Raw genomic sequence first — 25,383 nt, forward strand, 5'->3', positions numbered from 1 at the left:
GCTGTAGCACGTTATAGGGGGACCGCGGATGAAACTTAATTTTATTTTAGGTCAGGCTGGTTATGGTAAGACCTGGCAGTGTTTTCAGGAGATAGTGGAGCGGCTGGTCGAATCGCCTGATGGCCGGCCACTCCTTTTTATTGTGCCTGAACAGGCTACCTATGAAGTCGAGCAGGCCCTGGCCGCTGCCTGTCCGGGACGGGGCTTTATGCGGGCTCATGTGCTTGGCTTTCGCCGGCTGGCTCACCGGGTACTTAATGAAACTGGTGGCGCCGCCAGGCCGCATATCTCAGAGCTAGGTAAACGCATGGTTTTTAGCCGGTTATTAATGGAGAATAAGAGCAATTTTAAACTGCTTTCCCGGGCTGCTGCGGAAAAAAGTTTTGCCGCCACGGTGGCGGGTTTGGTGAAAGAGTTCAAAACGTATGGGGTCGGACCGGAACTGCTTGCTACGATAACCAGTGAGCAAGAATGCCAGAAAAACCAGGCATTGACTGCAAAAATGCAGGATTTGGCGTTATTGTATCAGGGATTTGAGGATTTTTTAGTTGGACGGTATATTGATCCGGAGGATTATCTTAATCTGTTGGCGGAGAAAATCCCTGAGGCATCACTATTGCAACAAGCTGAAGTGTGGGTGGATGGCTTTACTTTCTTTACGCCGCAGGAGTATGCGGTACTAACAGCGATGCTTACAACGGCGCAGGCTGTGACGGTAACTCTTTGTCTGGATCAGCCGGATAATGAGCTCCATTCCCGCGAAGAGGCGCTGTTTCACCGTCAATGGGAAACATATCATAAGTTGAAAAAGCTGGCTGCTGAACTGCAGGCAGAGGTTGAGCAGCAGGAACTTCTGAGGCCGCAGCGTTTTGTAAGACCTGCGCTGGCAGTTATTGAACAACAGTTTTTTGGCGGTAGGAAGCGGTTCAAGCCGGCGGCTCCGGATAATAGCTTTCTACTGGCAGAAGCGGCCAACCGCCGGACAGAGGCCGAGGCCATGGCCCGTGAAATGATCAGATTGAGCCGAGAGGAAGGCTTACGATGGCGAGATATGGCTATTCTTATTCGTGACATGGATAGTTATGCTGAGTTAATGGCCACCGTGCTGACCGATTATGATATCCCTTATTTCAGCGACAACAATCGGCCGGCAGTCCATCATCCGCTGGCCGAATTGGTGCGCTCGTCGCTTGATGTTGTGCTTGAAAGATGGAGCTATGAGCCTGTTTTTCGTTGTTTAAAAACAGATCTATTTCCGGTGTCGCGCGACCAGGTGGACCTTTTGGAGAACTACTGCCTAGAGTTTGGTATTCGCGGTTCGCGGTGGACAAACCCGGAAGACTGGGCGTTCCGTCGCCGCTACTCGTTGGCTGAAGATGAATGGATTGGTGCTGAGCCTGATGATGCCGAGCAGGAATATCTGGCCCAAATTAATGCCATTCGCAAGGATAGCACAGCTGCGCTGGTACTGTTGGCGGAAAAAGTAACCCCAGCTATAAAGCTGGGATTGGTACCGGTGGCGCTAGTGCAAGCTCTCTACGAATTTTTGCAAAGCTTACAAGTGGCTGATACGCTAGCTGCTTGGGCTGTGGCCGCCGAAACAGCTGGAGATATTGAACAGGCCCGGGAACACCAGCAGATGTGGCCCAAATTAATTGAATTGTTAGATCAGATTGTGGATACGTTTGCTGACCAGCCGCTAACACTGGAGGAGTTTGCCGCTATTGTCAGTGAAGGTTTGGAGGGCACTACGCTTAGTTTGATTCCACCAGGGCTTGATTATGTTACTATTGCCGCTTTAGAACGGACACGGCGGTTGCAAATAAAAGCGGCGTTTGTTCCCGGGGTGAGTGATGGCGTACTGCCGCGCCGCCGCCGGGACGAGGGGCTGTTGAATGATGGCGAACGGGCACTATTAAGGGAGTTGGGACTGGAACTTGGCAGCGGAGCAGTGTCTGATGTCTTTGCTGAACAGTTTTTGGTATACACGGCTCTGACGCGAGCCAGTCAGCACCTGTGGGTCAGCTATCCGCTGGCTGATGCCGAAGGCAAAGCGCTAGCACCTTCGGCCATTATCAGACGCTTAAAAGAAATTACTGGCGTACTGCCTGTGGCGCTGCCAGTCGAGCCGCCGGCAGGACGGGAAGCTGAGTACCTTGCCAGGCCGCAGCGAGCGTTGGCGGCTCTAACCGGAGCGCTCAGGCTCTATCGAGAGAGCGGGACTATTAGTCCGGCCTGGTGGGATGTTTATAACTGGGCACTTACGCAGACTCAATGGCGTGAACCGCTCAGGGTGAGCTTAGCCGGGTTATTTCATCATAACCAATTGGAACCGCTGCAGCCGGACTTGCCTGGCCGCCTATATATGAGAAATGGAGTGCTGCGCGGCAGTGTGACTAGATTTGAGGCTTTTCGCGCCTGTCCTTTTAAGCATTTTTCCCAGTATGGACTGAAGCTTAAGGAGCGGGCTGTCTATCAACTGGCGGCACCAGACTTGGGCCAGTTTTTGCATGCTGTTTTGAAGGCGTTTGGTGACAGGCTGGCTGCGCGTAGTCAAAGCTGGGGTGGGCTCACCGGCAATCAGATTAGTGAATTGTGTGGTGACATTGTCACCCAATTGGCACCCAAGCTGCAGAATGAAATACTGCTTAGCAGCAAACAGCATGAGCATTTAGTCACAAGGCTGACGCGTCGGGCTGTCAGGGCTGTCAGTCGTCTGGCGGCCTGGGCAGAGGTTAGCCAGTTTCGACCAGTAGCGTTTGAACAGGCCTTTGGCCGGGGGCTGGCGGCGTTGCCGCCGCTTACGCTTGCTTTACCGGAAGCTGCTGTGGAAGTGGCTGGACAGATTGACCGCCTGGACATGGGAGAGTATGACAACCAAAATTATGTACTGGTTATTGACTATAAATCGGGTGGGGCGTGGCTCAGTCTGACTGAAGTTTACTATGGACTCAAGCTGCAATTGTTAACATACCTGTTGGTGGCGGTGAGTGCTCAGCACGGTTCCAAGGCTTGTTTGCCAGCAGGGGTATTATATTATTTTTTAAAAAATCCTGTTATTTCAGGGTCAACTCTAAAAACCGCGGAGCAAATAGAAAAAGATATTAACAGTCGCCTCAAGATGCCAGGCTGGTTGCTGGCTGATACGGATATTGCCGGCTTACTGGATGAAACGCTTAACGGCTGGTCTGACTTTTTTAAGATTGCAGTAGGTAAAAATGGGTTTTACGAAAGCTGTATGGATAAGCTCAAAACAGGGGAAGAGTTCAAACTATTATTAACCCATGTGGAGCAGGAACTGCTGGCAATAGCGGCTGCTATTCTGGGCGGCGAAACAGTCATCAGACCATACCGTTTGGAGAAAAGCACGCCCTGCGGCTATTGCGCCTTCCGGCCAGTATGCCAGTTTGACGGCAATTTGCCGGAAAATGACTATTTGGCGCTGCCTAAGCTGGCAGATGAGACTATTATGGACAAATTGCGTCAACAGAAAGGAGGCGGGGAGTAATGCAAGGTTCTCCTGAGCAACAAGCCGCGATTGAAACCCGTAACTACAATCTGTTGGTGGCGGCAGCTGCCGGATCAGGTAAGACCTGGGTGTTGGTGGAACGTATTATCAGCCGGATTATTGATCCAGCGGAACGACTGAGTGTGGATAGTTTGCTGGTGGTTACCTTTACCAATGCGGCGGCTAATGAGATGCGCAGTCGCATTGGAGAAGCCTTAAATACTGTGCTCAGACAGCCGGAGCTCACTGATGCTGAGCTTAGACGCCATGTCGAGCGTCAGCTGGTGCTGCTCAATGCTGCCAATATCTCAACCTTACATGCCTTCTGTCAAAGTATTGTTCGCCAGTATTTTTATCTGTTAGATATTGAGCCTAATTTTCGGGTGGCCAATGACACCGAGGTAACGTTAATTAAGAGTGATGTGCTTGAGGCTGTATTTGAGGAAGGCTACACGCAGGCAGATACTGATTTTATGATGCTCATTGAGCACTATGGGGATGAGGATAGCGATAATTCACTGGCTGGGCTGGTGCTGAAGTTATATGAGTTTTCCCGCAGCCATCCCTGGCCAGATGGTTGGTTAACAGGCTTACCCAGTGCCTTTGCTTTGCCGACTGACGCAACCTTTGATGATACTCCCTGGTCGGGTTTGGTGCGCGATAAAATACAACTGGACTGGGAAGATGCCCGCCAGCAGCTATTGGCGCTAATGGCGGAGGTTGGCAGACCAGGTAAGCCAACAGCGTACGCGCAGACCTTTGCCGAAGATATCCAAATTATTGATAACCTGCTGGTAGCTGCGGGGGTATCGTGGGCAGAGCTAGCCAAGGCTGTGACAGAGGTGAGTTTTCCCCGGATTACCTCAGTTGGCAAAGATGTGCCTAAAGAGGTTAAGGACTATTTTCAAGGCCAGCGCAACAAAGCCAAAAAGCGAATAACTGATGCCAAGTCGGCTTACTTTGAACGCAGCGGCTCAGAGCTTGTGGATGATTTGCGTCAGGTTGCGCCGCTCATGGTCGCCTTAGTGCAACTGGTCAAGAATTTTGCATTGAAGTTTTCCAAAGCGAAACAGGAAAAAGGTATTGTTGATTTTAATGACTTGGAGCATTTATGCCTGGCGGTATTACGCGCAGCCGATTCAGAGCAGGAGGGGACCAAGCCTTCGCCGGTTGCCACCCAGCTCAAGGCTAAGTTTAGCGAAATAATGGTCGATGAATACCAGGATACTAACCGAGTACAGGAGGAAATTATTATGCTTGTCGCGAGCGGCGAGCAGCCTAATCTTTTCCTGGTAGGCGATGTTAAGCAAAGCATTTACCGTTTTCGCTTGGCAGAGCCGGCCTTGTTTATGGATAAGTACCATGGCTATCAGAGTGGTAAACGGGCGGGTTGCAAACGCATTGACTTAAGTAAAAACTTTCGCAGCCGTTCTGGGGTGCTTCATGCGGTTAATTTCCTGTTTGGCCAGCTGATGACAGCGCGCACGGCTGAGCTTGATTATGGGCTGGCAGAGCAGCTTAATCCTGGCCCTGATTATCCGGTGGTTGAAGGAAACAGCCTGCAAGGGCCGGTTGAGATTATTATGGTTGATCGGGAGAAAGCGGAAGAAGAGGGCCTCGCTGACGACGGCGAAGCGGTCAGTACTCCAGAGTCTGAAACCGAGAAGGAAAGCAGCCAATTGACTGGCGACATACCGGAAGAAGAACTAAGTGCCTTTGAAGAGGAAGCTGTCCTTATTGCCGGACGCATTCAGGAATTGATGAACAGTGGTTATTTGGCGTTTGATAAACAGGTGGGCGGCTATCGGCCCTTAGTATATCGTGATATTGTAATTCTGCTGCGTTCGGTAAAGGGCAAGGCTCAGGCACTTCAGGACAGGCTGCGGCAAAATGGGATTCCCTGTTATGCAGAGCTGGATTCCGGCTATTTTTCCGAAACTGAAATTTCTATTATGCTAGCGTTGTTACAGGTTATTGATAATCCACACCAGGATATTCCACTGGCAGCAGTACTTCGCTCGCCACTGTTTGGCTTGACAGGCAATGAACTGGCTGAACTGCGGTTATGCCAGGAACAAGGCAGTCTGTGGGCGGCAGTGCAGGCGTACAGCCAGAGCGAGGCTGTTTCCACTAAGGTGCAGGGCTTTCTGGCTAAACTGACAACTTGGCGTAATTTGGCACGACGTAAGGGCGTGGCTGAGCTTATTTGGCGAATTTACCAGGATACTGGTTACTATGACTACGTGGGTGGGATGCCGGGGGGCGTTTTGCGGCAGGCTAACCTGCGGGCGTTGTATGACCGGGCCCGTCAGTATGAGACCACCAATTTCCGGGGACTATTTCGCTTTTTGCGGTTTATTGAGCGGCTGAAGAATAAGGATTCTGATTTGTCAGTTGCCCGGGCGTTAGGTGAAAGTGAAGATGTTGTCAGGGTCATGAGTATTCATAAAAGTAAAGGGCTTGAGTTTCCGGTAGTTATTGTTGCTGATATGGGGAAAAATTTTAACCTTATGGATTCGACTGGCTTGGTATTGTGTCACAAAGAGCTGGGTGTGGGACCATATGTTACGTTGCCTGAGCTACGGTTCCGCTATCCGACACCAGCTCGCTGGGGTATTGCTCATAAGCTTGAACTGGAGACCAAGGCTGAAGAACAGCGAATTTTGTATGTGGCACTGACACGGGCCAGAGAAAAACTCATTTTAGTTGGTTCGGCCAAGAAGCTTTCACAAAAATGTGGTGCTTGGTGCCGGGCAGTGGGTGAACAAACAGAAAAATTACCAGCAAGCCAAGTTATAAAAGCCAAGAGTTATCTGGAGTGGGTTGGTATGGCAGTGGCTCGGCATAGTGACGGTGAGGCTATTCGCCAGTATGGTGAATGCGCCGACAAGCCAGTGGCAGACTTAGCAGGCCAGCTTTCGTCCTGGAACATCAAAATAGTTAAGTCGGCAGATATTAAACCGATAGCAGAGGCTGGTCAGGCTGACGACACGTTACTCTCGGCTGTCCGGCAGTTGGAAGCGGTTGAATGTGGTACTGACACCCAGTGGGTGGAGGCTCTGTTAAACTGGCAATATCCCTGCGCGGCTGCTGTTAGTAAACCAGCCAAACTGTCAGTATCGGAGATCAAACGGCGCCTTGAGCTTGTGGAACGGGAAGAAGCTGAGGTCGTATTTGCACCAAAACCATCGACAGTGCATGCGCGGCCCCGTTTCCTGCAAGCCGCATCACGGATGACACCGGTGGAATATGGGGTGATGCTGCATACTGTTATGCAGCATATTGATTTGACTGGCAATTTTGCTAATCAAGCTATTACTGAACAGGCCAGCGCCTTGGAAGTTCGGCAGATTTTGCCGGCGGGTCAAGCAGCAGAGGTTGATGCGGGTTTGATTACTACCTTTTTTGCGTCTGAGCTTGGTCAACGGTTGACGAAAGCCAACGAGGTGTGGCGGGAAATGCCGTTTAGCCTGCTAATGCCAGCCGAAAAATTTTATCCTGATCTGCAAGGGTGCGGGGAACAAATCTTCGTGCAGGGAATTATTGACTGTTTATTTGCCGAAGCCGATGGCTTAGTGCTGATTGATTACAAGACCGATAGTGCCTCTTCAGCCGATGAATTGGTCGCTACGTATGCGGCGCAGCTTAGCATGTATGCGCTGGCGATTGAGCGCATTCTCGGACGATCGGTCAAGGAACAGTACATCTATGCGTTCCGGTTGGGACGAGCGATTAGGGTGGATGCTTTAGGGTAAAGAAACGGACCGTGTTGAAACTATAGTTTCAACACGGTCCGTTGTATTTCTTATTAATACTGTTTTACACAAACCATGGCTTTGGGGAGAAAGTTGCCTTGTGCATTGGCGGCAAGAATCCTGTCGGCATCAGCTTGGCTGATAATGATATTTACATCATGATCGCGGAGGTCGAGGGCTTTTACTATAATTGGGCTGACGCCGGCACGGGATTGACCAAGATCAATGGCTCTAATATCTTCAGGAGTACACATATAGTCAATCATACCGTGTGATACAACATAATCGGGGATAAGATTAGTATGACCATAAATGGGGCGGCCAGTATTGTCATAGATTACCGGAGACATGGCCCTGACTAGTGGCAGGCCGGTTACATCAACCACCAGGCCTGTATATTCGGGAAGAACTACTGGTGTATAAGAAGACGACGGGGCAGGCAGTGGAACCGGCGTAGTTGGTTTGGTCGCATCGGTAATTATTTGCGAGAGGCTGCCTTGACCGTATAGATTAATACCCATAGTTACTTGATATGTACCGTCAGCAAGCTGTTGCTCGTTAATAATTCTGGAATTGCGAACCATACCAGATACTTGAGTTTTTACAACGTCATTGGCGAGTTCAAAGTTTTGTACAGTAGTTTCAGCATCTACTTTAACACCTTCAATGGTTTCCAGCAGATTGCGCTGGGCATCAACAATAGCTGCGCGTCTAGCCATAAGCTGGGCTTGGGCTGGGGACTTGGCTATTCTTGATGGTACGCCAAAGCCGACCGCTTCCACAGTGGCTTGATCCCAATTTACGGAACCCTTGGTGCCCAATTGATCAACTGCGGTTACTGCTGCATTTACCTTGGTAGTGACGGTGTTGGCACTGCCAAGCAGCGGTAATCCGGCGAGCAGTATTGTGCAGAGAGTGATATAGACTAACGTCTTCTTAATCATGGGAAACGCTCCTTTGTTTTACTATTTGAGCATAGCCTGAATACCACTGTTGGTAACATCGGTAATACTCAGGTTAGTGGCACTTACGTATTCTGAAATTTGTATAATAATTCGCCAAACAGGATTGTTTTCCTGCTAGGGGAACATGTACCCCTGATAATACGATAAGAGATTGCCAAGACAATAAGAAAAAGCAAAAACTGAAACACGCCAGTTTTTGCTTATAATTTACTATTATTACTAAAACATACCTTTGCGCCATAAACCAAAAGCACTAAGTGCGGTAATGGCCATAGCAAAGAAAATAGTAATGATAAAGCCACCGTTGCTCCCAAAAGGTACATCGACATTCATTCCCATAAAACTTGAAACCATTGTCGGTATTGCTAAAATAATGGTCATTGAGGCTAAGAATTTCATAACGCGGTTAAGGTTGTTTGAGATAATGGAAGTAAATGTATCCATCATACCGTTCATAATACGGCTATACATTTCAACCATTTCAATAGCCTGTTTGTTTTCAATAATAACATCTTCTAATAGGTCTTCATCTTCTTCATACATTTTAATCAGATGTTGTGCTTGGCTGGTAGAACGGAGTCGCAAAAGCTTTTCTAAAACAATGCCGTTAGAACGCAGGGACGCGGCAAAATAGGTTAAGCCTTTTTGCAGCTCTAGCAGCTGAAAAATTTCCTCGTTTTGCATAGAACGGCGCAGATAACGTTCTATTTCATCTGTGCGGCGGTTAATCTGCTTTAAGTATTTCAAGTATAAAGTGGCTGATTTATACAATATCTGAAAAAGAAAGCGAGTCTTTTTAAAGGTGCTAAATACCCGGTGGTTTTCAGGCTTAAAATCAGCTAAGACTTCGTTAGTTTCCAGGCAGACAGTGATAATGTAGTCGCTAGTAAGCACAATGCCTAATGGCAAAGCATCATAACTATCATGACCCCGCGTAACGGGAATATTGGTAATAACCAGCATATGACTTTCTTCAAGCTCAATACGGGAACGTTCTTCTTCATCCAAGGCTGCCTTAAGGATGTCAAGCGGACTACCAGTAGTGGCTGCCACTTGCTCTAATTCCTCCGGCGTTGGGTTGATCAAATTAAACCAAGCACCTCGTTCCACCGTTTGAAGCGTAAGTTCCTGAAGCTGTGTACAATTGCTGCGATAAATTTTAAGCATAATGCTCCCCCTTTTTTCTTTTTAGGGGAATGCGAAAGTTGCCTAGTCAATCAGATACCCTTAGCTAAGGCTGCTAAGGGGTATACGCAGATAAATTCGGCGAGAAAAATGTAATATTCCCCTAATTTCTATTAAATTGAACAAAAGACGCCAACTAGGTCGGCCTACGTCCATCTATCTCACCTGCCTTTTAAATATTAATGATTATCTTTAAATAGCTCTATAATGAATATAATTCTGTTTACCTTAATAGTCAACCCTTTTATAAAAAAATAACCTAGTTTTAACCTCGCCATGGCATAAGGCACTTTATTCATATAAGATATGAAAGCTAGTTATAGAATGATTCTAAATTCTCAATTCTATGTATTAGTGTATTACCTAGAATTGAGAAGCGTGCGCCAAGTCAAATAGGAAGATAAAACAGATAGAAATTACCTATGGTTGTTTTGTTGACAAGCGGTCTTAGCGTTTGCTATAATACTAACTGTGCTCAATTCGGAGGGGTGTCCGAGCGGTTTATGGAGCTGGTCTTGAAAACCAGTGATCCCGCAAGGGACCGTGGGTTCGAATCCCACCCCCTCCGCCATATAAGTCAATTGACTTATATCAGAGCATTTGCTATAATCTAAACAGCTTAATCACATGGAGTGGTACTCAAGTGGCTGAAGAGGACGGTTTGCTAAATCGTTAGAGGTCGTGAGGCCTGCCAGGGTTCAAATCCCTGCCACTCCGCCAAGCGTAAGAGAAGACGGCTATCGACCGAAAGGTTGGTAGTCGTTTTCTTATGTTAAAAGTAATGATGTTATTTTGGTTATACTAATTATAGTATAACTGTATCTAAAAATAATTGATAGGAGGAGCAACTATATGGCAGATATCTTATTAGGCTATCTTATTAACAATATGTTGATTGACAGGTACCAGTATGAAGCATGGCGAGGGCTTAGCCAGGACGAGCTCAGGGAGGAATTGAATACGGCCGGGATCATGAATAGGACCGAGTTTGATGAATTTAGCCAGCAGCTTGCCGCAGGTACTGTGTTGCAGGAAGAACAAGGCGAATAAGGATTCATGACCGATAGATGAGTTTCATAGTATTATATTACGCCAGGCGGTAAGCCGCGATAGGCAGGAAACTATGGAAGCGAGTTCTGGAAGATGTCAAAGGATAGTGGAGGGGGGCGGTCAGTTGAAAAGCATTGATTTACATTGTGATACTATTATGCGTTTAATGGAGGAACCTAAGACAGAGGGTCTTTATCGTAACTCGCTTAGCGTAGATATTGAGAAGCTACAGGCAGGCCAGGCTCAGGCTCAGTTTTTTGCCATGTTTATTGATTTGCAGACAGATGGTGATCCGTTGGTGCGGGCATTGAGGATGATTGACCGCTTTTACCAAGAACTGAGGGAAAATAATCAGTATATTGCGCTAGCCAGGAATCATGCTGAACTCCAGCAAAATCAAGAAAATGGGAAGATATCGGCTTTCTTGACGATTGAGGAAGGCGGGGCGCTTAAGGGTGATTTGGTTAATTTGCGCAATTTCTATCGTCTTGGCGTCAGGCTAATTACGCTCACCTGGAACTATCCTAATGAGATTGGTTACCCTAACGTCTTGCCAGATTGCTGTGAGCGGGGGCTTACACCATTTGGTCGGGAAGTTATAGCAGAGATGAACCAGTTGGGGATGCTGATTGATGTATCTCATTTATCGAATCAAGGTTTTTTTGATGTAGCCTCCCTAACCAAAAAACCGTTTGTAGCTTCCCACTCTAATGCGTGGGCTGTAACCGCCCATCCTCGTAATCTGACTGATGAGATGATTAAGGTGTTAGCTACAAAGGGTGGTGTTATGGGGATTAATTTTGAGAAATCTTTTTTGGGCAGTGCGCCGATCAGCCGGGTTGAGGACATGGTTCTTCATATCCAACATATCTATAAAGTAGGTGGAAGCGAGGTCATTGCTATCGGGTCAGACTTTGATGGCATTAGCTCAGAACTGGAGTTGGCTCATGCCGGTGAAATGAATAAATTGGTAGACGCCTTGAGGAAAACGGGGTTTAGTCAGGCGGAAATTGATAAAATATGCTGGAAAAATGCTTTCAGAGTGATCAAGGATACCTTGTAATGAATCTAGAACATTATGTGAACTAAACGACAATCATTACCAGAAAAACGCATCGCAAGGGTACTTAAGTAACCCCAAGATACTAGTAGTTGATAATAGAACCAGATAAAACATTATTTCCCCAAAAGCATATGAATAATTATACATATATACAGGCAAATGGCATTGTTCTTGCTGCCTGTTTTTTTATTTTTTATACAGAATAAACACTACAAAAGTAGGAAATATAATACTAAAACAGGAACATACAAATACCGACAGAAACTAAGTAAAATTTATACAATATTTTGTCATTTAGGGACTTGCACATTCGAATACAGGGGAGTAAAATAAATTTATCGTAGCACATCTTGATAGATGATACTAAAATCAGATAATAAGATAGAGTGTCTTTGCCAGCCAGTGCTACATAGAAACAATAAAAGGAGTGCGGAAAATGGAGTTTTTGGTAGCACTAGCTAGTATTATGATGGTAAACATTGTGCTTAGCGGTGACAATGCAGTGGTCATTGCATTGGCTAGCCGTTCTTTACCCCCGAAGCAACAAAAGCAGGCCATCCTGTGGGGTAGTGGCGGGGCGATAGTCCTGCGGGTTATGCTAACAGTGGTAGCAGTTGTACTTTTGCAAATTCCCTATGTTCAATTTGGCGGTGGTTTACTTCTTATTTGGATTGCGGCTAAATTACTTATGGAGGATGATGGCGGCGAAGATATTGAAGCCAATACTTCATTCATGGGGGCTGTTAAGACCATTATTATTGCGGATTTGGTTATGAGTCTTGACAATACCCTGGCCATTGCTGCAGTAGCCAAAGGCGATTATGTGCTGCTTGTTTTAGGACTTGCTATCAGTATTCCGTTGATTGTTTTTGGCAGTCAAATTATTATTAAAATTATGGACAAATTCCCGATCGTTGTGTATATTGGAGCTGCACTTATTGCCTGGACGGCCGGTGAAATGATGATGTCTGATGAAAAAATTGGTCCGGTTATTCATGCTGTTATGCCTGAATGGCTGTTGCCAGCAGCGGTTACGGTAGGGGTAGTAGCGGTAGGTCTCTGGTGGAAGAGTGCACATAAAGAAAAGGGTACCGAAGCCTGTACCAAAGAGGAGAATTCGGCGCAATAATAGAAAGTTGCAGATGCAAGGGTACTGCTGGGGACACCGCGTTTGGATGCGGTGTCCTTTCTTTTTTTGCAGGGTATTGAGGCTCTATGCCGAATAGTTTATAAAAGAATTTTCTATCCAAGGAAGGGCTGACTATAGATGGCAACGCCAGTAAGTATGCAAAAACGCCTGGCTTGGTTTTTAACCATAACCATGTTGGGACTATTTGCGTTAGCGGGAAGAATCGCCTGGATTCAATTCGGCGAAGGGCAGCGGCTAAGTGCTAGGGTGCAGGATCAACTTAGTGAAAGTCGGGTAATGCAGTCGCCACGAGGTGCGATATATGACCGGAACGGACAGCAATTAGCGGTAAGCAGTCTAAATAAATCGCTGTACGCTGATCCGCAGGAAGTAAAAGATGCAGAAGAATTATCGGTGCTATTAGCGCCGGTTCTAGGTGTAACTCCCGCAGATATTAAGGAGCGATTAACAGAGGGAGCGCGTTTTGTTTGGCTCAAACGTACGCTAGAGCCGGACGTATCCAAGGCAGTTTCTGCGATTATAACAGAACATCAGCTGACTGGACTGGGTTTTATTGAGGAAAGTAAACGTTATTATCCTAATGACAAGCTCGCAGCCCAGATATTGGGATTTGTGGGCATAGATGATGTCGGTCTGGAAGGCATTGAAATGTCACTTGATAAGGTGATTAAGGGCCAGACGCGCAAACAGGTTATTGATACAGACAGTTATGGAACACCGATATTCCAATCCATATTTTCTTTTATCCCAGAAAAAAAGGGACGCTCAATTTACCTGACGATTGACAGTAACATTCAATACATTGTCGAGCGGGCACTTGATGAGGCTATGGCTAAGACTGGTGCTAAGGCCGGCACTGTTATTATTATGCAGCCAAAGACCGGGGAAATTCTTGCCATGGCCAGCCGTCCTACTTATAACCCTAATCAATTTGGCAGCTATAGTTCGGATACCTGGAAAAATCGGGCTGTGTCTGATGTGTATGAACCAGGTTCAACTTTTAAAGCCGTTATTGCGGCGGCAGCACTGGAGGAAGGCAAGGTTCGGCCTGACGAGCGATTTGTTGATAAGGGGTATGTGGAGGTATCCGGTCGGAAGATCAAAAACTGGAGTGACGAAAGCTATGGCAATATATCATTTACTGAGATTATCAAGAGTTCTATTAATACTGGTTTTGTTGAAGTTGGGCTGCGGGTTGGTGCGGCTAAACTGACAAGCTATGCGCGGGCTTTTGGGTTTGGTAAGCTCACAGGCATAGAATTGCCAGGGGAATCCGAGGGTCTGTTGTTTGATCCTAAGGAGATGCGGGATAGCGACACGGCAACCATGTCGATTGGACAAAGTATTGCGGTGACACCACTGCAGCTTACGGCAGCTATAGCGGCTATTGCTAATGATGGTGTACTGCTAAAACCCCGGATTATTAAAGAATACCGTAATGAGGACGGCACGCTGGCGGAAACCTTTGAGCCGGTTATTGTCAGACAAGCTATTAGTCCAGAAACAACGCGTACCCTGACCGCTTTGCTAGAGAAGGTAGTTAGTGAAGGCGGTGGTAAATTGGGTGCCGTTACGGGCTACCGTTTCGCTGGAAAAACAGGTACAGCCGAAAAGTTGAATCCTAACGGCGGCGGCTATTTAGCCGGACATTATATTGCCTCCTTTGCTGGGTTTGGACCTGTTGATGATCCGCAGGTAGCGGCGCTGATTGTACTTGATGACCCTAGTGGTATTTACTATGGTGGAACAATTGCTGCGCCGGTATTTAAGGATATTATGACGCAGGTTATGCGAGTGTTAAATATTCACCCCAGTGAAGGCAACTATGTATTTCCACCAGTAAAAACAGTGGAACCGGGACCTGGGCCAGATGTGACGGTTAACCCTGGGCCGCCCCCGGAAATCCCAAATGGGTATGTGGTTGTTCCCTCGCTTGCAGGCAAGTCCATCCGGGAAGCTGGGGATACCTTGCATGAGCTGGGACTCACCTTTGTACCTGTGGGTACTGGCACAGTTGTAAAGCAAAGCGTTGCTCCCTATACACCAGCCAAGCCTGGCACCGAGATTATCGTATATTTTGAATCATAGAATATAGAATACAATATTGCCAGATGGATAATCTACTATATAGGAGTAGCGTAGATTGCTGAATTAAGGGATTAGCCAACCAAAGCGGATACAACTAACAACAAAAGGCGGCTAGGCCGCCTTTTGTTGTTAGTCTGTCGTTATTTGTTGTTAACATCGAATTGGGAAGTTAGTGTACCCGAAGTAGTAGTGGTAGTGGAGGCACCAGTAGTGCCGGTTTGTCCACCCATGGACGATTCATATTGTTCAATCATCCGGCGAACCATATGACCACCTACCCGACCACAATCGGCTGAAGTCATGGTTGACCAGCCTTGGCTGCGTACGCGGTCACTAATACCTAGTTCAGTCGCTACTTCCATTTTCATGCGATCAAGCGCATTTTCGGCACCAGGATTAACAGGTTTGTTGCTTCTAGCCATAGAATAAACACCTCCTGAAATTTTTCTAATCCTAGTATTTGCGGTACAAATACACGTTATTCTATAAAGATTATGTTAATTAATCAAAAAAAACCCAGCTATTATACAATCTTGCCAACACATCACCTACCTCCAAAAGTTTTTAACACGTTGTATATAGCTAACGTTAAAAATGATACATTTTTCATGGAAGGAATTTACAGAACGATGAAGAATTAGTTAGATTAAATCCAATAAATGGGTAGTTATAGTAGAACAATTATTTTGGAGTAGGGGTATTGACGATGCATGAGCTCGCAATTGCGCAAGGGATACTAGATATTGTGTTAAGTACAGCGGTTGGTTATAACGCCACTCGTATTTTGGGCGTTAAAGTAATCGTGGGTGAACTTACCGGCACTGTGCCAGAGGCGCTTGAATTTGGCTTTGCCGCGTTAGCTAAAGGAACAATGGCCGAGTCTGCTTGCTTATCTATCCGGATAATTCCGCTAACAGGACACTGCCGAGAATGTGGCAGCGAAAGCAGTATTGATAAATATAGTTTTGCTTGTGCAAGCTGTGGTTCTCATGCTATGGAAATTATAACCGGGCGTGAACTAAAAGTAGAAAGTGTGGAGGTAGAGTAATACTTGGAAATTACCGTAATGAGCAATATCCTGGAAAAGAATGAAGAAGTGGCTGCTGAGATAAACGCTATGTTGACAAGGCGGGGGATTTTTACAGTCAATTTGTTGGGGTCTCCTGGTTGTGGCAAAACCTCCCTTGTGGAGCAGACGATAAGCCTGCTTAAGAATGAGTTTCATATAGCCATTATCGAAGGCGACTTATATACATCCAAAGATGCTGACCGCATTGCTGCCTATGGAGCACCAGTAGTTCAAATCAACACTGAGGGCGGTTGTCATCTGGATGCGACAATGGTCAAGTCGGCCCTGAACCAATTGGATTTGAATGAGCTGGATATTCTGATCATCGAAAATGTCGGAAATCTGGTTTGTCCGGCTGAGTTTGCCGTAGGGGAGCATGCTAAGGTGGTAGTTCTTAGTGTTGCCGAAGGGGAAGACAAGCCACTAAAATATCCCCTTGTATTTAGGCAGTCGGCAGCGGTTATTTTGAATAAAATTGATTTGCTCCCCTATACTGATTTTGCTATAGATTGCGCTGTGCGAGATATTAGCGGCTTAAATCCCCAGGCTGCACTGTTACAGGTGTCGTGCAGAACCGGGGCAGGCGTAACCGAATGGCTAGAATGGCTTAAACAGCAGGTGCGGTTGCTCCGAAAATAAGCAGAATAATTAGGGGGGGTATTGTGGCTAGTCTGGCGGAAATGGAGCGGGAAATTGAGGCTGTGCGTGAGCGACTGCATCTGTTAGTGGAACAGAAGTTAGGTGATCTTACTGACGACGAAGTCGCTGAACTTAGCGTCTACCTGGATCAACTTATTGTCAAGTATGAGCTAGCCAATATCCGCCGGAAGAAAGTCGATAAGCTGGCGTCGGTATAAGAAAAAACAAAGTTCTAAGCCTGCGACCGCAAGTATATAGTAGTAGGGGAAGGCTTGCCTTCTTTGGGTAGTAATTGCGGCGGAGGGAATTGATATTGCATAGACAGGAGAACCCACAGGAGCTCAGGCGTGGGCTCAAAGAGCGTCATATTCAGCTCATCGCGATTGGTGGTTCGATTGGTGTAGGACTGTTTTTAGGCTCTGCCACTGCAATCCAAGCCGCTGGGCCGTCATTGTTAGTTACGTATTTTATTGGTGGGATTGTGGTTTTTTGTTTGTTGAGGGCGCTGGGGGAGGTTGCTGTTGCTATCCCGCTGGCTGGCTCATTTAGCGCATATGCCCACCGTTTTTTTGGACCGTTGACTGGGTACTTGACAGGCTGGACATATTGGTTTATGTGGGTTTTGACAGGCATGGCTGAGATTACTGCCGTGGGAGTGTATATAAATTACTGGTGGCCTGAATTGCCGCAATGGATTCCGGCGTTGTTGGCGGTAATCATCATGACAGGAGTTAATCTTGCAGCAGTAGAAGCCTATGGCGAATTTGAATTCTGGTTGGCGTTAATCAAAATTATTGCCATAATTGTATTAATTCTGGGTGGGTTGGCGATGATTTTGTTTGGTGTTGGCAATGGTGGTGTGCCTGTAGGGATTGGACATCTCTGGCAGCATGGTGGTTTTTTTCCGCATGGTACTAGTGGGGTGATTATGGCTCTGGCGATAGTGCTGTTTTCTTATGTGGGCATTGAAGTAATTGGCGTTACTGCCGGAGAAGCGAAAGAACCGGAGAAGACCTTGCCAGCAGCTATCAATAAAGTATTTTGGCGAATCCTATTATTTTACATTGGTTCACTATATGTTATTATGTCGATTTATCCCTGGACTGAGCTTGGTCAAGTTGGCAGTCCGTTTGTAGCGGTATTTGAAAAATTAGGAATAGGCGGTGCTGCCGACATAATGAATTTTGTTGTGCTATCAGCAGCGCTGTCTTCCTGTAACAGTGGCGTTTTTAGCACTGGCCGGATGCTCTATACTCTGGCACGGCAAGGTGAGGCGCCTGCATTTCTGGGTAAATTGAACAATAGCCAGGTTCCCGTCTGGGGAGTCCTGGTTTCTGCTGCTTGTTTAATGATCGGCGTGGCACTTAATTACCTTATTCCGGAAAAAGTATTTACGTATGTAATTAGTATGAGTACGTTTGCCTGTTTGTGGGTATGGGCGATCATTCTTTTGGTTCAAATCAAGTTTCGGCGAAGTCTGCAGCCGGCAGCCGCAGCCAAACTGGTCTATCCGATGCCCTTATATCCCCTATCAGGTATCTTATGTTTGTTAATCCTGGCTCTTGTAGTTTTTATTATGAGCCAGGATGCTGATACGGCGCTGGCGCTGTGGCTTGGTCCGGTTTGGCTGCTGGGCTTGATGATTGTTTACCCTGTACGGTGGCGCAAGTCGTGAGGGTAATGGTAAATTGGGAGGTTGATGAGTTATGCTTGAACGTCCGGTGTGGGCAGAAATTGATTTGTCTGCGATTAAACACAATGTTAGGGAAATAAAAAAAGGTCTAAAGCCTGGTGTGAAATTCTGTGCGGTGGTCAAGGCCGATGCTTACGGTCACGGGGCAGTAGCTGTAACACGTGCCGTGTTGTCTGCAGGTGCTGACCGGCTGGCAGTAGCCATTTTGGGCGAGGCTATTGAACTTAGGGAAGCGGGTTTCTTGGTGCCCATTCAGGTGCTTGGTTATACGCCGCAGCAGCAGGCTAAAACGGTGGCTGCGTATGGCATTGAGCAGACGGTGTATTCCATGGAAGCCGTGCGGGCATTAGCGGCGGCTGGAATGGAAACAGGCAAAAAGGTAAAAGTTCATATCAAGATTGATACAGGCATGGGGCGGATTGGCATATTGCCTGAGGAGGCTGGTGATTTTGCGGCGGCGGTTGCGGCAATGAGCGGGGTTGAGATTGAAGGCGTATTTTCGCATTTTGCCACTGCTGATGCGGATGACAAGTCCTATGCTTATGAGCAGTATGGTAGATTTCAACAAGCACTTGACCGCATAAAGGACAAGGGAATTGACATTCCCATTAGGCATATTGCCAACAGTGCGGCCGCGTTGGAAATGCCGGAGACGCATCTGGATATGGTTCGCCCAGGCATTATCATGTATGGTCTGTGGCCTTCGCCTGAAGTAAAACGGAATGTGACTTTGAAACCTGCGATGTGTTTGAAAGCCCAGGTAGCTCATGTAAAGACTGTGGCAGCCGGAACCGGCATTAGTTATGGCCGAGCTTATATCGCCGATAGTGAGCGCAAAATTGCCACCTTGCCGATTGGCTATGCCGATGGTTGGACAAGGCTGCTATCTGGCCGGACAGATGTTCTCATTAATGGCAGCCGCGCTCCCTTGGTGGGGAGAATCTGTATGGATCAATGTATGGCGGATGTTACCGGTATTGCTGGTGTCAAGAGTGGCGATACTGCTATTTTGTTTGGTACGCCGGCATTAACGACAGATGAAGTAGCCGATGTTTTAGGGACAATTAATTATGAACTTGTATGTATGGTGGGCAAGCGGGTTCCGCGTGTATATGTGCCGCAGGTTGACTAACAAAAAACAATTGTACTATTTTAAAGATTGCCATAATATTATGTAAGGGGGGTGATTGCCAATAACTTTCTGTAGGCCAGAATACTCATGAATAGGAAAGGGGGCGGATAGATATGCAGGGATTTCATGATCTGATTAACTGGGCTAATGGTTACCTTTGGGGACCTCCTATGCTTATTTTGTTATTTGGAACTCATCTATTCTTGACTTATCGACTTAGATTTATTCAAAAATATGTATGGAAAGCCATTAAGTTGTCAGTTAGTAAGGACCGGTCAGGTGAAGGGGATGTCAGTCAATTTGGGGCGTTAACAACAGCGCTTGCCGCTACCATTGGTACCGGTAATATTGTCGGTGTTGCAACTGCCGTTGGCCTTGGTGGTCCTGGAGCCGTACTGTGGTGTTGGCTGACAGGAGTTTTTGGCATGGCAACTAAATATGCAGAAGCCTTGCTCTCTGTTCGTTATCGCGTTAAAACTTCGGATGGCACTATGCTCGGCGGGCCGATGTATGCGTTGGAAAATGGCTTAAATATGAAATGGCTTGCTGTGTTGTTTTGTATATTTACTTCCATTGCCGCCTTTGGTATTGGCAACATGGTGCAAGCCAATTCAATAGCTGTTATGCTGAATGAGACCATGGGGTTAAGTCCTTATTTATCAGGTGGCGTTATGGCTGTGTTGACAGCGGTGGTAATCTTGGGGGGCGTTAAATCCATTGCTAGTGTATGCGAGAAACTGGTTCCGTTTATGGCGATTTTTTATGTATTTGGCTGTGCAATCATTCTTGGGATGAATATTTCTTTCCTGCCGGCAACGATTTCGCTCATCGTTGAGTCGGCGTTTACGCCTCAGGCAGCCGGTGGCGGCTTTGTCGGTGCCAGTGTTATGATGGCTATGCGCTATGGTATTGCCCGCGGTTTATTTTCCAATGAGTCGGGCTTAGGCTCGGCGCCAATTGTGGCTGCTGCGGCTCAGACCAAGAATCCGGTGCGTCAGGCACTGGTATCGATGACTGGTACCTTTTGGGATACAGTAGTGGTATGCGCCATGACTGGCTTGGTACTTGTCAGCAGCGTTATTGAAAACCCGGCAGCTCTCAACCAACTGTCAGGCGCAGCCTTAACAAAAGGTGCCTTTGCTCAGATTCCGGTTGTCGGACCTATCGTGCTTAGTATTGGTCTGTTGACCTTCGTATTTTCCACCATTTTGGGCTGGTCTTACTATGGCGAGCGGGCAACAGAGTACCTGTTTGGCAAAAAATCAATTACTCCTTATCGCATTGCCTGGGTCATTGCCGTATTTTTAGGTTCAATTACTTCTCTTACGCTGGTATGGGATCTTGCAGATGCCATGAATGCCTTAATGGCTATTCCTAACCTGGTTTCACTTATTGCGCTAAGCGGTGTAATTGTCTCAGATACTAGGAAATACCTCTGGGAAGAGGGCGGGATTGAACGTGAGGCTCCTGAGCAATATGCTAGGAATCTAACCAAAAAAGGGTAGGTTTATGGGGAGGTTCTGCGGAACTTCCCCTATATAATGCCTAGTAAGGCAAAAGTGTGTTGGTTTTTAGTTCAGAGTTAATATAAGGAGGGTAAAAGGATGATTATTGGTGTGGCAAAGGAAATCAAAAACAATGAGAACAGGGTGGGTCTTACGCCGGCAGGTACAGAAACCTTGAAAAAGGCTGGACATACTGTGCTTGTTGAACAAAGCGCTGGTGTTGGCAGTGGTTTTTCCGATGAGAGCTATGTAGCAGCCGGGGGACAGATTGTGGCTGATAAAACGTCACTATTTGACCAGGCCGAAATGATTATCAAGGTGAAAGAACCCTTGGCACCTGAATACGAATTGTTTCATGAAGGACAAATTCTCTTTACCTACTTGCATTTGGCACCTGAACCCGAATTAACCAAGGCCTTACTTGAAAAAAAGGTAATCGGCATTGCTTATGAAACTATTGAACATAATCACACGCTGCCATTATTATCTCCCATGAGCGAGGTCGCAGGGAGAATGGCTGTGCAGGTAGGAGCACACTGTTTGGAAAAGCCGTTCGGCGGCAAGGGTGTTTTGTTAGGCGGCGTACCTGGTGTTGAGTCGGCGCAAGTGGTTATTGTCGGCGGTGGTATTGTTGGTACCAACGCGGCCAAGATGGCTGTAGGCATGGGTGCGCGGGTTACTATTATTGATAGATCGACAGAACGGTTGGTGTATCTTGACGATATCTTTGGCGGTAGGATAACAACGGTTATGTCCAATAGCTATAATATTGCCAGTTGGGTGCAAAAAGCCGATCTGCTCATTGGGGCTGTATTGCTGGCTGGGGAAAAAGCGCCCAAGCTGGTTAGCGAGCAAATGGTTAAATCCATGGAGCCTGGTTCGGTTATTGTTGATGTGGCTATCGACCAAGGCGGCTCAGTCGAAACCATTGACCGTGTTACTACTCACAGCGACCCTACCTATGTAAAACATGGTGTTGTTCATTATTCAGTGGCCAACATGCCGGGCGCTGTTGCACGTACATCCACATTTGCTCTGACAAATGCCACAATTGAATATGCGCTAAAAATTGCCAATCAAGGCTGGAAAGACGCTCTTAAGGCTGATGCTGGTTTTGCTAAAGGTCTTAATGTTTATGACGGCAAAATTATCTTTAAAGGTGTTGCTGAAGCATATAATATGGCGTTTACGCCGGTGGAGGAAATCTTGGCTTAGCCTATGTTTGTCATAAAGCTACAGGGCAGTCGCGTCAGCGACTGCCCTGTAGCTTTATGACAGGAAAAAAGCCTGTGACATAAGTAGGAAAACAGTAGGCTTATGTCGAATTTTCTCCATTATACGATAGTATATGTGAATAATAACAACAGGGGGTTGTCATGAGCGATAAAGATTGGGTGCTGTTTAAGCAAAAACTCCACACTAAGTCAGGCATTAATCTTAATGACTATAAACCGGCGCAAATGCAGCGGCGTATTGGCAATATGATGAGTCGCCATGGGGCGAGCGGGTATCTGGATTTTTTCAGTAAGCTAGAGACTGACCCCAAGTTATATAAAGATTTTATTGATTTTTTGACAATAAATGTTACCGAGTTTTTCCGAACACCGGAAAAATTTGATGAATTGGAAAAAAAGGTTATTCCTGATTTATTAAAACAGAGTGCTAAACTTTCTATTTGGAGTGCAGGCTGTTCAATTGGGGCCGAGCCATATTCGCTGGCCATTATGCTTAACGAGCTTACACCATATGCCAAGCATCGGATTTTGGCGTCAGATCTGGATGTTGAGATGTTAGCCAAGGCTAAACAAGGAACATATACCGCAAATGAGTTAAAAAATATACCTGCTGCCAGGCTGAAAAAATATTTTTCGCAGGCCGATGGTCTTGCCACTATTAATGATGATATCAAAGCCCGGATTGATTTTCAGCGGCACAACCTGTTAGTGGATAAGTTTGAAACCGGGTTTGATCTCATTTTGTGTCGTAATGTGGTAATTTACTTTACTGAGGAAGCTAAGGATGGACTTTACCGCCGCTTTTTTACTGCGCTTAAGCCAGGCGGCGTATTGTTTGTTGGTGGTACAGAGGCTATATTGAACTTCCGCGATATCGGATTTAACCATTATTTACCTTTTTTTTACCGGAAACCTCTATAACAGTCCCCAGCCAGATAAGCGCTTAAGGGTGCTGAGCCATTGCCTGAGGAGGCTTTTACTTATGGTGTTTTCCTCTATGGCGCTCCCGGCAACAAGATCGACCGTTTTTACGGCTTTATCCTGAACGTAAAATACGATTTCACCGATTTTTTGGCCCTGGTATACTGGGGCCTTAATTTTTTCTGGTAAATCCACTTCTACAGATACTGCCGGGTAGTCGGTTGTAGTAACTACCAGCGAGCCGACTCCAGCTACCAGGGTATCGACCATGTTTGTCATACCATTTTCTACTGGCAATGCAGTAATAACAGTGCCGTCTTCGGCGTATTCGTACAGGTCATAATGATCAAACCCGTATTTTAATAGCTGCATCGAGTCATACCAGCGGGAATGATCATGCAGAACAACGGCAATTAGTCTTTGATTATCGCGGGTAGCACTCGAAACCAGACAGGGGCCTGCTATATTGGTTGTACCGGTTTTCACACCATCAGCATCTGATAACATCCAGAGTAGCTTATTGGTATTGCGGAGATTACGGTCCTGGTTTTTGCCTTTACGGTCAAGCCATTCAATGTTGGTCTCCTTGGTACTGACTATTTGGGAAAAGGTGGGGTTTAGTAAGGCATACCGGGCTATTGAGGCTAAATCAAACGCGGTTGAAAGATGATTGGGGGCGCTTAGACCGTGGGGGTTCCTAAAGTGGGTATGTACGGCTCCAATACTAATGGCCTTCTTGTTCATAATCTCGACAAAAGCGTCTACCGAGCCTGATAAGTGTTCGGCGATAGCAACAGCAGCATCATTGCCGGAGCGAAGCAGCAGGCCGGTAACCAGTTCGCGCAAGGTAATAATTTGTCCTGGATACAAATTCAGGGAGGAGCCAGCGGTGGCAGCAGCATGTGCACTTACACGCGTGGTTTCGTCTAAACGACCACTTTCGATAGCAAGGATGGCAGTCATTATTTTCGTCGTGCTGGCTGGGGCTAGTTTTTTATTCATATTGCGATCATAAAGCACTTGACCAGTTTTGGCATCCATTAAAATAGCTCCTTGCGCGGACAGTATCGGTGGTGCGGCACAAGCCATACTGGTTGTCAGCCACAGAATTATCAGTATGGTGGTAAAGCGTAGCAATCTGCGGGCCATGGAATACCTCCTTTATACTGTTTCAGTTCATAATTTGCAGTCATATCTACCCCCTAGTCAGCGTAGTATCAAGCAAGGATATTATGTAGGGGGGATGGGTTTTGCATAGTCTATTGCGCCGTAGCTTTTTTAGCCTTACTGTGCTTGCTGTTGGGTTAGTGTGCAGCCTGATGTATGAGGCCACTATGGTGTTTGACGATAAAAGCCGGGTGATCAAAAGCATTCCTACCACGCACAAGGTAGTAGCGCTTACTATTGATGATGGGCCGCATTACAAAACAACGCCTGAGTTATTAGCGGTGTTACGAGAAAAACAGGTAAAAGCAACTTTTTTTGTATTAGGAGCTAATGCCGAAGCCCATCCGGAAATCGTTACGCAAACTGTAGCCGATGGGCATGAAATCGCTTCTCACGCCTATAGTCATAAACGGATAAATAAGCTAATGCCAGCAGAAGTAGTAGCGGAATTCAAACGTTTTGAAACCATTATTGAGCGGCTCGCACCGAAACCAAGCTTCTTTAGGCCGCCAGACGGCGCTTATAATGATGAAATAGTAGCATTGGCTCGTGAATGCGGCTATACAACCGTATTGTGGTCGATTGACGCAGGCGACTGGCGGCGACCGCCAGTTGAGCAGGTAGTGCAGGCGGTGCTAGATAACGTGAAACCGGGTGGTATTATCCTGATGCATGACGGGCAGTACCCGCTGCCTACCGCACAGGCCGCCGCTATTATTATTGATAAGCTGCACAGCCAAGGCTACCAATTGGTAACAATGAGTGAACTGATGCAGTACTACGAAGAAAGCCAATAATGTTACAGCTTATAGGGCTTTAAACTTTGCCAGTGATTTTGGATCAACTGGTCATAGCGGTACATCGTGGCCGATCGTTCATTTCTCAGGGCCTGAATGGCCCCTAAAATTTTCTGGTCAAAGGTGTAAACTTTGTTTTTAGGTAAGGTAAGCGGTTTAGAATACTCCTTAAGCTTGGTAGCTACCTTGCAATTGGCTTTGGTTTCTTTGATAAGGACAGCTGGCTCTAGCAGGTCAGAGCCTTCATAGCGATGAATCAGGCAATTGGGTTGCAAATGATCAATAACATTTTTCCTGTCACCGTCGAGGATAAGTTCGCTGCCACAGCCTGGACAAGCTGTTAAATCTGCTGGAAAATGATTATGGCAACCCATACAAACAATTTCATTCATGCAACATCCCTCCGAGCCTAGTGTATCCGGAAAAACGGTGGACTATAATTGTTGGGAAAAAATGAACTT

The 25,383-nt window shown here is 46.6% G+C and carries 20 protein-coding genes and 2 tRNA genes; 17 read left to right on the top strand and 5 right to left on the bottom strand.

Annotated features, from left to right (window positions below):
• The first annotated feature begins 28 nt into the window (after positions 1–28).
• Positions 29–3,508 (top strand): helicase-exonuclease AddAB subunit AddB, encoded by a 3,480-nt coding sequence (gene addB, locus ACZ449_RS23010; RefSeq protein WP_464258374.1) that lies wholly within the window; start codon positions 29–31, stop codon positions 3,506–3,508.
• Positions 3,508–7,263, top strand: coding sequence for a helicase-exonuclease AddAB subunit AddA (gene addA / locus ACZ449_RS23015; RefSeq protein ID WP_464258375.1), 3,756 nt, complete (start codon positions 3,508–3,510; stop codon positions 7,261–7,263). Before addB ends, addA begins: the two co-directional genes overlap by 1 nt.
• Before the next feature lie 53 nt (positions 7,264–7,316).
• Here the strand turns inward: addA and ACZ449_RS23020 are convergent, their stop codons facing one another.
• Together ACZ449_RS23020 and ACZ449_RS23025 are read right to left on the bottom strand one after the other, a co-directional pair.
• Positions 7,317–8,207, bottom strand: a complete 891-nt coding sequence (locus tag ACZ449_RS23020) for an LPP20 family lipoprotein (RefSeq protein WP_464258376.1) — start codon at positions 8,205–8,207, stop codon at positions 7,317–7,319.
• A gap of 240 nt (positions 8,208–8,447) precedes the next feature.
• The gene (locus tag ACZ449_RS23025) at positions 8,448–9,395 is read right to left on the bottom strand and encodes a magnesium transporter CorA family protein (RefSeq protein WP_464258377.1); all 948 of its coding nucleotides are present in this window, start codon (positions 9,393–9,395) and stop codon (positions 8,448–8,450) included.
• A 500-nt stretch (positions 9,396–9,895) separates the two neighbouring features.
• On the opposite strand from ACZ449_RS23025, the gene ACZ449_RS23030 reads away from it, so the two are divergent.
• From ACZ449_RS23030 to ACZ449_RS23055, 6 genes are all read left to right on the top strand, one after another.
• Positions 9,896–9,984, top strand: a tRNA-Ser gene (locus tag ACZ449_RS23030).
• A gap of 58 nt (positions 9,985–10,042) precedes the next feature.
• A tRNA-Ser gene (locus ACZ449_RS23035) sits at positions 10,043–10,133 on the top strand.
• A gap of 132 nt (positions 10,134–10,265) precedes the next feature.
• Positions 10,266–10,463, top strand: coding sequence for a hypothetical protein (locus tag ACZ449_RS23040; protein ID WP_464258378.1), 198 nt, complete (start codon positions 10,266–10,268; stop codon positions 10,461–10,463).
• Between the two features lie 124 nt (positions 10,464–10,587).
• The gene (locus tag ACZ449_RS23045) at positions 10,588–11,526 is read left to right on the top strand and encodes a dipeptidase (protein ID WP_464258379.1); all 939 of its coding nucleotides are present in this window, start codon (positions 10,588–10,590) and stop codon (positions 11,524–11,526) included.
• A gap of 436 nt (positions 11,527–11,962) precedes the next feature.
• Complete coding sequence (locus ACZ449_RS23050; RefSeq protein WP_464258380.1) at positions 11,963–12,655, top strand: TerC family protein; 693 nt, start codon at positions 11,963–11,965, stop codon at positions 12,653–12,655.
• Positions 12,656–12,793: 138 nt separating this feature from the next.
• Positions 12,794–14,764, top strand: coding sequence for a penicillin-binding protein (locus ACZ449_RS23055; RefSeq protein ID WP_464258381.1), 1,971 nt, complete (start codon positions 12,794–12,796; stop codon positions 14,762–14,764).
• Positions 14,765–14,904: 140 nt separating this feature from the next.
• On the opposite strand, the gene ACZ449_RS23060 is transcribed toward ACZ449_RS23055, so the two are convergent.
• Complete coding sequence (locus tag ACZ449_RS23060; protein WP_464258382.1) at positions 14,905–15,186, bottom strand: small, acid-soluble spore protein, alpha/beta type; 282 nt, start codon at positions 15,184–15,186, stop codon at positions 14,905–14,907.
• Between the two features lie 284 nt (positions 15,187–15,470).
• Between ACZ449_RS23060 and ACZ449_RS23065 the strand changes: the two genes are divergently transcribed.
• From ACZ449_RS23065 to ACZ449_RS23100, 8 genes are all read left to right on the top strand, one after another.
• Positions 15,471–15,812: a hydrogenase maturation nickel metallochaperone HypA/HybF gene (locus ACZ449_RS23065; RefSeq protein ID WP_464258383.1), complete on the top strand. Its 342-nt coding sequence runs from the start codon at positions 15,471–15,473 to the stop codon at positions 15,810–15,812.
• 3 nt (positions 15,813–15,815) lie between these two features.
• On the top strand, positions 15,816–16,472 hold the full coding sequence (hypB, locus tag ACZ449_RS23070) for a hydrogenase nickel incorporation protein HypB (RefSeq protein WP_464258384.1): 657 nt from the start codon (positions 15,816–15,818) through the stop codon (positions 16,470–16,472).
• A gap of 23 nt (positions 16,473–16,495) precedes the next feature.
• Entirely contained in the window at positions 16,496–16,690 is a 195-nt protein-coding gene (locus ACZ449_RS23075; protein ID WP_464258385.1) for an aspartyl-phosphate phosphatase Spo0E family protein, read from the top strand.
• 95 nt (positions 16,691–16,785) lie between these two features.
• Positions 16,786–18,147 (top strand): amino acid permease, encoded by a 1,362-nt coding sequence (locus ACZ449_RS23080; protein WP_464258386.1) that lies wholly within the window; start codon positions 16,786–16,788, stop codon positions 18,145–18,147.
• Between the two features lie 31 nt (positions 18,148–18,178).
• On the top strand, positions 18,179–19,297 hold the full coding sequence (gene alr / locus ACZ449_RS23085) for an alanine racemase (RefSeq protein WP_464258387.1): 1,119 nt from the start codon (positions 18,179–18,181) through the stop codon (positions 19,295–19,297).
• A gap of 113 nt (positions 19,298–19,410) precedes the next feature.
• Positions 19,411–20,802, top strand: a complete 1,392-nt coding sequence (locus ACZ449_RS23090; protein WP_464258388.1) for an alanine/glycine:cation symporter family protein — start codon at positions 19,411–19,413, stop codon at positions 20,800–20,802.
• Positions 20,803–20,901: 99 nt separating this feature from the next.
• A complete protein-coding gene (gene ald, locus ACZ449_RS23095) occupies positions 20,902–22,017 on the top strand; it encodes an alanine dehydrogenase (protein WP_464258389.1) in 1,116 nt (371 codons plus the stop codon).
• Positions 22,018–22,178: 161 nt separating this feature from the next.
• The gene (locus ACZ449_RS23100; protein ID WP_464258390.1) at positions 22,179–22,958 is read left to right on the top strand and encodes a CheR family methyltransferase; all 780 of its coding nucleotides are present in this window, start codon (positions 22,179–22,181) and stop codon (positions 22,956–22,958) included.
• Here ACZ449_RS23100 and ACZ449_RS23105 read toward each other — a convergent pair.
• Positions 22,953–24,107 carry a D-alanyl-D-alanine carboxypeptidase family protein gene (locus ACZ449_RS23105; protein ID WP_464258391.1) on the bottom strand — a complete coding sequence of 385 codons (1,155 nt, stop codon included), beginning with the start codon at positions 24,105–24,107 and terminating at the stop codon, positions 22,953–22,955. The genes ACZ449_RS23100 and ACZ449_RS23105 overlap by 6 nt on opposite strands.
• A 170-nt stretch (positions 24,108–24,277) precedes the next feature.
• On the opposite strand from ACZ449_RS23105, the gene ACZ449_RS23110 reads away from it, so the two are divergent.
• Positions 24,278–24,922, top strand: coding sequence for a polysaccharide deacetylase family protein (locus ACZ449_RS23110; protein ID WP_464261928.1), 645 nt, complete (start codon positions 24,278–24,280; stop codon positions 24,920–24,922).
• Between the two features lie 2 nt (positions 24,923–24,924).
• Here the strand turns inward: ACZ449_RS23110 and ACZ449_RS23115 are convergent, their stop codons facing one another.
• Positions 24,925–25,314 (bottom strand): hypothetical protein, encoded by a 390-nt coding sequence (locus ACZ449_RS23115; RefSeq protein ID WP_464258392.1) that lies wholly within the window; start codon positions 25,312–25,314, stop codon positions 24,925–24,927.
• Between the last annotated feature and the right edge of the window lie 69 nt (positions 25,315–25,383).

Source organism: Desulfosporomusa polytropa (assembly GCF_055380075.1).